General features: G+C 23.1%; 14 protein-coding genes and 4 pseudogenes. 5 read left to right on the top strand and 13 right to left on the bottom strand.

Translation table 4 applies throughout. From position 1 onward, the window contains the following. Window positions 1-115 precede the first annotated feature (115 nt). The 5 genes and pseudogenes from AAHM78_RS09750 to AAHM78_RS09725 form a co-directional block, all read right to left on the bottom strand. Complete coding sequence (locus AAHM78_RS09750; RefSeq protein ID WP_252318945.1) at window positions 116-493, bottom strand: S1 RNA-binding domain-containing protein; 378 nt, start codon at window positions 491-493, stop codon at window positions 116-118. 348 nt (window positions 494-841) lie between these two features. Continuing rightward, a pseudogene (locus AAHM78_RS17035) lies at window positions 842-1,640 on the bottom strand (oleate hydratase); the annotation flags it as partial. A 79-nt stretch (window positions 1,641-1,719) separates the two neighbouring features. Beyond that, window positions 1,720-2,424: an IS1595 family transposase gene (locus AAHM78_RS09735; RefSeq protein WP_342253008.1), complete on the bottom strand. Its 705-nt coding sequence runs from the start codon at window positions 2,422-2,424 to the stop codon at window positions 1,720-1,722. A 2-nt stretch (window positions 2,425-2,426) separates the two neighbouring features. Next, the gene (locus AAHM78_RS09730; protein ID WP_342255134.1) at window positions 2,427-2,792 is read right to left on the bottom strand and encodes a transposase family protein; all 366 of its coding nucleotides are present in this window, start codon (window positions 2,790-2,792) and stop codon (window positions 2,427-2,429) included. A gap of 59 nt (window positions 2,793-2,851) precedes the next feature. Next, window positions 2,852-3,244, bottom strand: coding sequence for a transposase family protein (locus AAHM78_RS09725; RefSeq protein ID WP_342252923.1), 393 nt, complete (start codon window positions 3,242-3,244; stop codon window positions 2,852-2,854). 64 nt (window positions 3,245-3,308) lie between these two features. On the opposite strand from AAHM78_RS09725, the pseudogene AAHM78_RS09720 reads away from it, so the two are divergent. Continuing rightward, window positions 3,309-3,521: pseudogene (locus tag AAHM78_RS09720) on the top strand (IS30 family transposase); the annotation flags it as partial. A 79-nt stretch (window positions 3,522-3,600) separates the two neighbouring features. Continuing rightward, complete coding sequence (locus tag AAHM78_RS09715) at window positions 3,601-3,873, top strand: IS1/IS1595 family N-terminal zinc-binding domain-containing protein (protein ID WP_342252841.1); 273 nt, start codon at window positions 3,601-3,603, stop codon at window positions 3,871-3,873. A 13-nt stretch (window positions 3,874-3,886) separates the two neighbouring features. On the opposite strand, the gene AAHM78_RS09710 is transcribed toward AAHM78_RS09715, so the two are convergent. The 5 genes and pseudogenes from AAHM78_RS09710 to AAHM78_RS09690 all read right to left on the bottom strand — a co-directional run bounded on the left by AAHM78_RS09710 (window position 3,887) and on the right by AAHM78_RS09690 (window position 6,793). After that, on the bottom strand, window positions 3,887-4,252 hold the full coding sequence (locus tag AAHM78_RS09710; protein ID WP_342255133.1) for a transposase family protein: 366 nt from the start codon (window positions 4,250-4,252) through the stop codon (window positions 3,887-3,889). A 59-nt stretch (window positions 4,253-4,311) separates the two neighbouring features. Further along, on the bottom strand, window positions 4,312-4,704 hold the full coding sequence (locus tag AAHM78_RS09705; protein ID WP_342252923.1) for a transposase family protein: 393 nt from the start codon (window positions 4,702-4,704) through the stop codon (window positions 4,312-4,314). 69 nt (window positions 4,705-4,773) lie between these two features. After that, window positions 4,774-5,508 (bottom strand): annotated as a pseudogene (locus AAHM78_RS09700) (IS30 family transposase); the annotation flags it as partial. Window positions 5,509-5,976: 468 nt separating this feature from the next. Beyond that, complete coding sequence (locus tag AAHM78_RS09695; RefSeq protein ID WP_342255132.1) at window positions 5,977-6,441, bottom strand: transposase family protein; 465 nt, start codon at window positions 6,439-6,441, stop codon at window positions 5,977-5,979. Then, window positions 6,383-6,793: a transposase family protein gene (locus AAHM78_RS09690; protein ID WP_342253006.1), complete on the bottom strand. Its 411-nt coding sequence runs from the start codon at window positions 6,791-6,793 to the stop codon at window positions 6,383-6,385. The genes AAHM78_RS09695 and AAHM78_RS09690 overlap by 59 nt, the downstream gene beginning before the upstream one ends. A gap of 56 nt (window positions 6,794-6,849) precedes the next feature. Between AAHM78_RS09690 and AAHM78_RS09685 the strand changes: the two genes are divergently transcribed. From AAHM78_RS09685 to AAHM78_RS09675, 3 genes are read left to right on the top strand one after another with little or no spacing between them, the layout of a single operon-like run. Continuing rightward, a complete protein-coding gene (locus AAHM78_RS09685; protein ID WP_342253005.1) occupies window positions 6,850-7,515 on the top strand; it encodes an IS1595 family transposase in 666 nt (221 codons plus the stop codon). Window positions 7,516-7,548: 33 nt separating this feature from the next. Continuing rightward, window positions 7,549-7,941, top strand: a complete 393-nt coding sequence (locus AAHM78_RS09680) for a transposase family protein (protein WP_342252838.1) — start codon at window positions 7,549-7,551, stop codon at window positions 7,939-7,941. 50 nt (window positions 7,942-7,991) lie between these two features. Continuing rightward, window positions 7,992-8,366: a transposase family protein gene (locus AAHM78_RS09675; RefSeq protein WP_342254951.1), complete on the top strand. Its 375-nt coding sequence runs from the start codon at window positions 7,992-7,994 to the stop codon at window positions 8,364-8,366. 13 nt (window positions 8,367-8,379) lie between these two features. On the opposite strand, the gene AAHM78_RS09670 is transcribed toward AAHM78_RS09675, so the two are convergent. The 3 genes and pseudogenes from AAHM78_RS09670 to AAHM78_RS09660 form a co-directional block, all read right to left on the bottom strand. Next, window positions 8,380-8,652, bottom strand: a complete 273-nt coding sequence (locus AAHM78_RS09670; RefSeq protein ID WP_342253004.1) for an IS1/IS1595 family N-terminal zinc-binding domain-containing protein — start codon at window positions 8,650-8,652, stop codon at window positions 8,380-8,382. A gap of 82 nt (window positions 8,653-8,734) precedes the next feature. Next, window positions 8,735-9,733 (bottom strand): annotated as a pseudogene (locus tag AAHM78_RS17030) (oleate hydratase); the annotation flags it as partial. Between the two features lie 974 nt (window positions 9,734-10,707). Then, a complete protein-coding gene (locus AAHM78_RS09660; RefSeq protein WP_342253002.1) occupies window positions 10,708-11,349 on the bottom strand; it encodes a transposase in 642 nt (213 codons plus the stop codon). Window positions 11,350-11,783: the final 434 nt, after the last annotated feature.

Raw genomic sequence — 11,783 nt, 5'->3', positions numbered from 1 at the left:
TATTTAATATTTATAATAAAAATATAGTTGTAAAAATTTTAGATTGCAAGAAAAAAATAAAAAATATTGCCATTAAATAGCAATATTTTTTATTATTTGAAAGAAAAATAGTATTTTAATTATTTTCTTCTTTTTTAAATCAATTATCAACAGTTTCTCTTATTGGTGCAAATCCTTTACCATTTTCTTCAATTGAAGAATTATTCTTTGCAACTAATCCTTGTTCTTTTGTACTTAAACTTAATTGTTGTTTAGTATGATCAATACCTGTTATTTCTGCTTTAACTGATGTACCAATTGTAAAATAATCACTAACATTTTTAACAAATTTAGGGGTAATACGACTAATGTGAATTAAACCAGAAAATCCATTTGGACACTTACAAAAAACTCCAAATTCCTTTATTCCAGTTGGAGTTACGGTAATAATGTCACCAACTTGAAATTGTTGAACATTTGATTCATTTTCTTCATTTTTAATAATTGTACTCATAATAAGTTAATTCCTCTTTCTTTTGTATAATTTAATAATACATAAAAATATTATAACATTATATTTAATCTTGAAGTTAAAATTAATAATATTAATTTTATGAATTTTTAAACATTAGAATGAGAAATTATTAATTGATTTTAAATTTAAAGATTATTAAAATATTAAATTTGTTAGCAATTTCTTTATTTTTAAAGAAATGAATGTTACTTGTAACAATATTACTAATTTTTTTTAATTTTTTTCTTTATTTTATACTTAAAATGGTAAGTTAATATAGATATTTTATTTTATAAATATTATTAAAAATATTAGGATTTATTATAATAATCCTGATTTTTCAAGTAATTATTCTAGAAAAGTTCCTTTGATTTTTTTTAATGCACCTCTACGGAAAATTTTTAAGATGAGAGGAACTTGTATATCATTAATTTTTTTCTTATCTCATAAAATATGAGTTGAATTCAATAGTAATCTAATATCATATGCTGAAGCAAAAACTTCTGGTATTCCTCTATCAACCTTTAATAATTTATAGACAGCTTCCATAGCAGTTCTCACTGAATATTCGGTTGTAAAAACTGTATCATCTTCAGTTTCACTAAAATTACCAATAAATGCTAAATTTTTTGAACCTTCCGGAACTACTAAAGGACGATCACCAATTTCTCTTGGCATAAAGTATGAAGTAATAAATGGCATATAAACCGGTACCGCATTACATGAGTTTTTAGCAAGTTGAAAGATTTCTCCTTCAGGAACGCCAATATGATATAATCACTCTTGAGCTACCAATGCCAGAACATTCAGTAATACTTTTTTTAATATAATCTCCTTCTTTATTTGAAAGTAATCCATAGATTCAAACAACTAATTGATCATCTGATTGGCTTTTAAAGTGTGGTTGACGATTTAAGGTATAACTTAAAATTCAACTTGAATCGATAGCAGTAACAATTCCACCAGTTACAACTTTTTTAGCATATGGATCTCTTTTGCTGATTTTTTCAATATAAGGTGCTATTTTTTTATCTAGAGTTGTTAATGTTGCTGAGATAAATCAACTTTCTTTTGGTAAATTTGCATAAAATTTTTCTGGTTTTCCAAAATCTTTACTTTGCTTTGCCAAATTTTCTTTTAATTTTCAAAAAAACTCTTGATGAAATAAAAAAAATCATCAACCTGGCCTAAAATTTGATTTTATTTAATTTTGGGATTTATTTTTTTTACAAACCGAAATATAATGCTTCAGATTTTGCATAAGGGGATATTTTATAATGTTGGTATTTAAATTTTCATAAATTGAGGTAATTTTGAATATTGGTAAATCCAATGCCATGATAATGAGTAATAAATTCTTTTAAACTTGATTGTATTTTACTGATATTACTTAAATTTTTATAATTTAATTCTTTATTTTCTTTTGATTTAAATTTCTTGAGAGTACATTTTGTTTGTTTAGCTACTGTATCATATAGTATTTGCATATCACAAACTATAATTGATTTTTCTTCGATAAGCTTAGATGTTAAATTTTCTTGTACTCATTTTTTTGTTAATCTTTTAGTATTTGTTGTTTGAGCATCAATATTTTTATTTTCATCAATTGCCATTTCAATACAACAGTTTAAATCTTTAGCATTTTCTTCAATTCATTTTTTTCTTGGATCATCTGGATTTTTGAAATTTCCTTTATGAATTTCTTTGATAAAAGTTTCATCAATTTCAATTCTACCTTTTAATTTTGTGAATGGTTTTTGTGTTTTTGCTAATTGTGATGATTTCATAAATTTTTGACGATTAAATCATGCTGATGTTTTTGAAATTTTAGCAAATTGAGAAATAGTATAAGCAGATTGACCTAACAATGACAATCAAATTATTCAATCTCATTGTTCATGAGATAAATGACTTCAATAGACTTGGTGCAAAACTAAGGTAATTCAAAATTATATATTCCTGCTATTAAATTAAATCTTAATGCAAATCTTCGTATTTTATTGCGATATTTTAAACTTAAAATTTTAAAACGTTTTAGTTTAGCAAATACGTGTTTAATTTTAATTCTAATTTTACTTAAAGTTTTATTGTATTCTTTTTGAATTGGTGTTAATTGATTGTATTTACTTTTTTTAAATGGCAAAAATGTATTTTTATGAATATTTTGTATACCTTGATAACCTGAATCAACAAAAACTTGTTTTTCTGGATGAATAAAAGTTTTAGATTTTAGAAGCAATTTAAAATAATGAATGCTTCCAAAACAAAAAGCAGTTGAAATAATTTTTCCATTGGAAATATCAATAATTATTTGGGATTTGAGAGAATGATGTTTCTTTTTACCTGAAAAAAGTAATTTTAGTTTTTTTTAATTCTTTCAATTGGAGTTTCAGTAGCATCAATAGCTAACAAATTATTATTAGTACCTTTATTTTTTGTTAAATCTTTTTTTCCAGGTAAATTAAAAATTCCGCTTTTTATTAAAATATTTTCAATTCAAAAAATATTACGAATGCAACTAGTATGACTAATATTATATCTTTTTGCAATAACTCTATAACTACTATAGTCTTTTCAATATTCTAAAGTCATTAATAAACGCTCTTCAATTACAATTTTATTTTTTCTACCACCATAATATTTTTGTTTAGACTCAGCAATTTTTAAAATTTCAAACATTTTATAAAATGTTTGTGGCTTTATGCCGACTAAACTATAAAATTCTTGATCATCTTTATATTTTTTCAACATAATAACTATCACCTTTAATATTAATAATAATCGTTAAATTGTTAAAATTAAAGGTTTTGCACCAAGTCTAATAAAATTTATTTCAAAGTTACAAAAAGGAACAGTTAAAACCATTACTTTTGATCGTGGTAAAGAATTTAGTAAATGAAGATTAATCGAAAAAATTTGTAATGTCAAAATTTATTTTGCAGATCCTGGTAAACTTTGACAAAGGGGTTTAAATGAAAATAATAATGGTATTTTAAGAAGATATTTACCAAAATCTACAGATCTATCTTTTAATTTTCACAAAAAATCTTGATATTACTTTTAATTTAAAATTAAAAGTAATATTTTTATATCAGGGGTGATTTTTTGTGACTAATAATGAATTAATTGATGTTTTAAAAAACAAAAAAGATGAAGAATTTATAAAAATTATTAGACATTTTAAAAATAGAATTAAACAAATTGAGAAAAAAGAAAAATTAGATGCAATTGATAAAAAATTTAAAGAAAAAGGAATTCAATGTCCAAATTGTAAATCTTATTGATGTGTAAAAAATGGTTTTAAGAATAATAAGCAAAAATATTTATGCAAAGATTGTAAAAGTAGCTTTGATGCTTTAAGAAATCATTTTTTACATTAGACTTGGTGCAAAACTAAGGTAATTCAAAATTATATATTCCTGCTATTAAATTAAATCTTAATGCAAATCTTCGTATTTTATTGCGATATTTTAAAATTAAAATTTTAAAACGTTTTAGTTTAGCCAATACGTGTTCAATTTTAATTCTAATTTTACTTAAAGTTTTATTGTATTCTTTTTGAATTGGTGTTAATTGATTGTATTTACTTTTTTTAAATGGCAAAAATTTATTTTTATGAATATTTTGTATACCTTGATAACCCGAATCAACAAAAACTTGTTTTTCTGGATGAATAAAAGTTTTAGATTTTAGAAGCAATTTAAAATCATGAATGCTTCCAAAACAAAAAGCAGTTGAAATAATTTTTCCATTGGAAATATCAATAATTATTTGGGATTTGAGAGAATGATGTTTCTTTTTACCTGAAAAAAGTAATTTTAGTTTTTTTTAATTCTTTCAATTGGAGTTTCAGTAGCATCAATAGCTAACAAATTATTATTAGTACCTTTATTTTTTGTTAAATCTTTTTTTCCAGGTAAATTAAAAATTCCGCTTTTTATTAAAATATTTTCAATTCAAAAAATATTACGAATGCAACTAGTATGACTAATATTATATCTTTTTGCAATAACTCTATAACTACTATAGTCTTTTCAATATTCTAAAGTCATTAATAAACGCTCTTCAATTACAATTTTATTTTTTCTACCACCATAATATTTTTGTTTAGACTCAGCAATTTTTAAAATTTCAAACATTTTATAAAATGTTTGTGGCTTTATGCCGACTAAACTATAAAATTCTTGATCATCTTTATATTTTTTCAACATAATAACTATCACCTTTAATATTAATAATAATCGTTAAATTGTTAAAATTAAAGGTTTTGCACCAAGTCTATTACAAATTTTTTCGATTAATCTTCATTTACTAAATTCTTTACCACGATCAAAAGTAATGGTTTTAACTGTTCCTTTTTGTAACTTTGAAATAAATTTTATTATACTTTTCGTAATATTTTCTGATTTATGATTTTTAGTTACTAAAGGAATTGTGGTTTTTGATCATATATCAGCCAAAGTAATAATAGAACTTTTATGATCTTTGCCAATGATAGTATCACCTTCTAAATGACCAAATTCTTGTATATTTTTAATATTAGGAATGATTAAATTTCTTTCATGAATAGACTTACAATTATTAATTTTGCCACTAGTTTCTTTTTGTTTGTGAGATTTATTTTTGCCTTTTCTCAATAAGTTATTTTCATCAAAACCCATTCGATTTGTTTTAAACATGTTATATAAAGTTTTTGTTGAAATACTTTTTATTTTATTTTCCTTTAAAAAGTTAGCCATTATATCAAGAGCATACTTTTTAGTAATTAACAAATGATTAATACTATTAATTTCTGTTAAAGTTAAAATTATTAATTTTCTGCCTGTATTTTGTTTATTTTTTTGAAATTGATTCAATATTTCTAATGGCAATAAGTTTTTATTTAATAATCTACAAACTCTATGTACAGTTGATTTACTATAATCAACAATTTTTGCTATTTTACGAATCGAAAATCCATAATTTTTATATTCTTTTATTGCTATTATTGATTCAATACTCAGATACTTATACATTGCGCTAATTCCTTTCTTTTCTTAATTATAGAACTAACGCAATTTAATTTTTATATAAGTGTCCTTTTTAATTTTACAATTAAAGATTTAAAAAAATCATATAAAATAAAAGTTACTAATGAAAGTTACAATTTTTTTATCTAAATTTATTTAAGTAACATTAATAAATATAGTATTAAAATTTTTTTAATCGAAAATAGTATAATTAAAGGTGATAATATTTAAAATATAAATAAGAATGATTTTATTTCTCCATTTTATGTTAAAGGAAAAATTATCAAAGTTGATAATACAACTGTTAGTCAAATTAAAAAATGTTAAAAAAGAAAAAGAGAATTAGCCAAATATGAAAATAAAATATTAAAAATAGAAAATATAAATAAAGATGTTATTTTGGAAATTTATGAAAGAATGTTTGAACAAGTAAAAGCTGAAGTTAATTACTTACATAATAGACTTGGTGCAAAACTAAGGTAATTCAAAATTATATATTCCTGCTATTAAATTAAATCTTAATGCAAATCTTCGTATTTTATTGCGATATTTTAAACTTAAAATTTTAAAACGTTTTAGTTTAGCAAATACGTGTTCAATTTTAATTCTAATTTTACTTAAAGTTTTATTGTATTCTTTTTGAATTGGTGTTAATTGATTGTATTTACTTTTTTTAAATGGCAAAAATGTATTTTTATGAATATTTTGTATACCTTGATAACCCGAATCAACAAAAACTTGTTTTTCTGGATGAATAAAAGTTTTAGATTTTAGAAGCAATTTAAAATCATGAATGCTTCCAAAACAAAAATCAGTTGAAATAATTTTTCCATTGGAAATATCAATAATTATTTGGGATTTGAGAGAATGATGTTTATTTTTACCTGAAAAAAGTAATTTTATTTTTTTTAATTCTTTCAATTGGAGTTTCAGTAGCATCAATAGCTAACAAATTATTATTAGTACCTTTATTTTTTGTTAAATCTTTTTTTCCAGGTAAATTAAAAATTCCGCTTTTTATTAAAATATTTTCAATTCAAAAAATATTACGAATGCAACTAGTATGACTAATATTAGATCTTTTTGCAATAACTCTATAACTACTATAGTCTTTTCAATATTCTAAAGTCATTAATAAACGCTCTTCAATTACAATTTTATTTTTTCTACCACCATAATATTTTTGTTTAGACTCAGCAATTTTTAAAATTTCAAGCATTTTATAAAATGTTTGTGGCTTTATGCCGACTAAACTATAAAATTCTTGATCATCTTTATATTTTTTCAACATAATAACTATCACCTTTAATATTAATAATAATCGTTAAATTGTTAAAATTAAAGGTTTTGCACCAAGTCTATTGAAGTCATTTATCTCATGAACAATGAGATTGAATAATTTGATTGTCATTGTTAGGTCAATCTGCTTATACTATTTCTCAATTTGCTAAAATTTCAAAAACATCAGCATGATTTAATCGTCAAAAATTTATGAAATCATCACAATTAGCAAAAACACAAAAACCATTCACAAAATTAAAAGGTAGAATTGAAATTGATGAAACTTTTATCAAAGAAATTCATAAAGGAAATTTCAAAAATCCAGATGATCCAAGAAAAAAATGAATTGAAGAAAATGCTAAAGATTTAAACTGTTGTATTGAAATGGCAATTGATGAAAATAAAAATATTTATGCTCAAACAACAAATACTAAAAGATTAACAAAAAAATGAGTACAAGAAAATTTAACATCTAAGCTTATCGAAGAAAAATCAATTATAGTTTGTGATATGCAAATACTATATGATACAGTAGCTAAACAAACAAAATGTACTCTCAAGAAATTTAAATCAAAAGAAAATAAAGAATTAAATTATAAAAATTTAAGTAATATCAGTAAAATACAATCAAGTTTAAAAGAATTTATTACTCATTATCATGGCATTGGATTTACCAATATTCAAAATTACCTCAATAGACTTGGTGCAAAACCTTTAATTTTAACAATTTAACGATTATTATTAATATTAAAGGTGATAGTTATTATGTTGAAAAAATATAAAGATGATCAAGAATTTTATAGTTTAGTCGGCATAAAGCCACAAACATTTTATAAAATGCTTGAAATTTTAAAAATTGCTGAGTCTAAACAAAAATATTGTGGTGGTAGAAAAAATAAAATTGTAATTGAAGAGCGTTTATTAATGACTTTAGAATATTGAAAAGACTATAGTAGTTATAGAGTTATTGCAAAAAGATATAATATTAGTCATACTAGTTGCATTCGTAATATTTTTTGAATTGAAAATATTTTAATAAAAAGCGGAATTTTTAATTTACCTGGAAAAAAAGATTTAACAAAAAATAAAGGTACTAATAATAATTTGTTAGCTATTGATGCTACTGAAACTCCAATTGAAAGAATTAAAAAAAACTAAAATTACTTTTTTCAGGTAAAAAGAAACATCATTCTCTCAAATCCCAAATAATTATTGATATTTCCAATGGAAAAATTATTTCAACTGCTTTTTGTTTTGGAAGCATTCATGATTTTAAATTGATTCTAAAATCTAAAACTTTTATTCATCCAGAAAAACAAGTTTTTGTTGATTCGGGTTATCAAGGTATACAAAATATTCATAAAAATACATTTTTGCCATTTAAAAAAAGTAAATACAATCAATTAACACCAATTCAAAAAGAATACAATAAAACTTTAAGTAAAATTAGAATTAAAATTGAACACGTATTTGCTAAACTAAAACGTTTTAAAATTTTAAGTTTAAAATATCGCAATAAAATACGAAGATTTGCATTAAGATTTAATTTAATAGCAGGAATATATAATTTTGAATTACCTTAGTTTTGCACCAAGTCTAATGTAAAAAATGATTTCTTAAAGCATCAAAGCTACTTTTACAATCTTTGCATAAATATTTTTGCTTATTATTCTTAAAAACATTTTTTACACATCAATAAGATTTACAATTTGGACATTGAATTCCTTTTTCTTTAAATTTTTTATCAATTGCATCTAATTTTTCTTTTTTCTCAATTTGTTTAATTCTATTTTTAAAATGTCTAATAATTTTTATAAATTCTTCATCTTTTTTGTTTTTTAAAACATCAATTAATTCATTATTAGTCACAAAAAATCACCCCTGATATAAAAATATTACTTTTAATTTTAAATTAAAAGTAATATCAAGATTTTTTGTGAAAATTAAAAAAATTTTCTCATAATTCTCAACTTCCACCTAATTGGAGTTGTTCACTAATTGGTGCTGGAGTATTATGATCACCATATGTTGTACTTTCAGTAATACTGCCATTAGTTACAAAAACGAAATCGTTTTCTTTGAATATTATTTGTTGTTCTTTATTCTTTTTTTGAAAAATGATTTTTTTTGCAATTTTTTCTTTATTTTCATTTTCTGAAATTATAATTTTTTTTACTATTGTTTCATAGTGAAAAACAACACCTTGTTCTTCTAAGTGAGAAATTAATGGTAAAACAAGTGATTCGTATTGATTGTATTTTGTAAATTTAAGTGCTGATAAATCTGGTAATCCACCAAGATGATGAATGAATCTCATAATATATCTTCTCATTTCCATAGCACTATGTCATTTTTCAAAAGCAAACATTGATGATCAATATCATCAAAAATTTGATTTAAAAAAATCTTCCGGAAATACTTCTTCGATTGTTTTATTACTTAGATTTACTTCTTTTGTTAAAAATAATTCAATTATTTTTTTACAAGCCTCTTCATTTAAAGTAAACTTACCATCATCTTCTGTTCTTTTCCTTTGTTGATGAATAAGTCGACACTTAGAATAATTTGTATCTTCTTTATTTAATCAGTAAAATTCATCTAAAACTGAAGCCCCTTCAATTTCTAAAGATGGAATAGAGCGAAATAAATCTCATAGACATTCAAAATGGTTTTCCATTTCTCGTCCACCACGACTAATGAAGCCCTTATCTGGATTTAAAATCCCATCTAAACTACCACCAGCAATACTTAATTCTTCAAAAATATGGATATTTTCTGGATTCATTTTTGCATCTCTGATTAAAAATGTATCAGCGGCTAAAGAAGCAAATCCTGCTCCTACTAAAAATGCTTTTTTATCTTCTATTTCTTGTGCTGGTTTGGGTTGTGCAAATGCTTCATAATTTCCATTTTGTTTAATTTTATTAGTAATAAAATGAGCTAACTGCATACCAATTACTTTTGATGGTATTTCAGTTGGATGAACAGTATTGACAAAAAAGTAGTTATTAACTGTATCTAAAGTCACCCCTGGATTTAATTTGGGTTGTAAAATCACATCTTTTAAAAATGATTCATAAAAACTAATATCACTAGCTCCTTCTTTAATATTCATTCCTCTTTTACCTAAATCATTTAATGTTTGTTTAACAACTGACGAAAGTTCAAAATCATTAATTTGTTTTGGGTAATCTTCTTTTAAAGTTTTTATCATTGCTTTTCATTGTGAATGAAAATATTTAAAAGCTGCTGCTGCTTTTGTCTCTAGGATAGGATCATTATTATAAGCAGGAGTTTCACTAATATCTGGAACATCAGTAACAACAATATTCGCTACATGATGTTTAAGTAGTCGCATTAGTGATATTTTTTCGTTAAGGATTGCAAAATCTAAATAAAGTTTTCATGTTAAGAAAGGAGAAGTTGTGTCTTGCATTACTGCCAAAAGATCATTAGCTCCCATTACATATAGTACTCAATCATGATCATTAATATTTTTATGTTGTGAAAGTAGAGAAGTAACTTGTGCTTGTGCTGAAAATTTACTAACAAAAAATCCACCTGGATAAATACTATATCCTAATCTAGCAGCACCAACATCATAATTTTCGCCAATTTGTTGATAAGTTTTGCCAACAAATGGTATTTTTTGAAATTTCCATGCTGGTGTTAAAGGTTTATGAAAATAATTTGCTACAACACTAACTGCATTTGGACCATTACAAAATTGATTATTATGATAAGGTTCTTCCGTTTTAATTTCTTGAATTTTTGGAAGGATTTTATTACCTTTAAAAAATTGTGTTCCAGCTCCAACAAGTGCACCATTATCTTTTAATTTTCAAAAAAAACTCTTGATGAAATAAAAAAAATCATCAACCCGGCCTAAAATTTGATTTTATTTAATTTTGGGATTTATTTTTTTTACAAACCGAAATATAATGCTTCAGATTTTGCATAAGGTGATATTTTATAATGTTGGTATTTAAATTTTCATAAATTGAGGTAATTTTGAATATTGGTAAATCCAATGCCATGATAATGAGTAATAAATTCTTTTAAACTTGATTGTATTTTACTGATATTACTTAAATTTTTATAATTTAATTCTTTATTTTCTTTTGATTTAAATTTCTTGAGAGTACATTTTGTTTGTTTAGCTACTGTATCATATAGTATTTGCATATCACAAACTATAATTGATTTTTCTTCGATAAGCTTAGATGTTAAATTTTCTTGTACTCATTTTTTTGTTAATCTTTTAGTATTTGTTGTTTGAGCATAAATATTTTTATTTTCATCAATTGCCATTTCAATACAACAGTTTAAATCTTTAGCATTTTCTTCAATTCATTTTTTTCTTGGATCATCTGGATTTTTGAAATTTCCTTTATGAATTTCTTTGATAAAAGTTTCATCAATTTCAATTCTACCTTTTAATTTTGTGAATGGTTTTTGTGTTTTTGCTAATTGTGATGATTTCATAAATTTTTGACGATTAAATCGTGCTGATGTTTTTGAAATTTTAGCAAATTGAGAAATAGTATAAGCAGATTGACCTAACAATGACAATCAAATTATTCAATCTCATTGTTCATGAGATAAATGACTTCAATGTAAAAAATGATTTCTTAAAGCATCAAAGCTACTTTTACAATCTTTGCATAAATATTTTTGCTTATTATTCTTAAAACCATTTTTTACACATCAATAAGATTTACAATTTGGACATTGAATTCCTTTTTCTTTAAATTTTTTATCAATTGCATCTAATTTTTATTTTTTCTCAATTTGTTTAATTCTATTTTTAAAATGTCTAATAATTTTTATAAATTCTTCATCTTTTTTGTTTTTTAAAACATCAATTAATTCATTATTAGTCACAAAAAATCACCCCTGATATAAAAATATTACTTTTAATTTTAAATTAAAAGTAATATCAAGATTTTTTGTGAAAATTAAAACCATTATCTGATAAACTATCACCAATAACGTATAAA

Source organism: Spiroplasma endosymbiont of Zeiraphera isertana (genome assembly GCF_964030805.1).
GTDB lineage: Bacteria > Bacillota_I > Bacilli_A > Mycoplasmatales > VBWQ01 > Spiroplasma_E.
The sequence above is the reverse complement of the archived record's forward strand: the minus strand, read 5'-3'. Positions and strand labels throughout refer to the sequence as shown.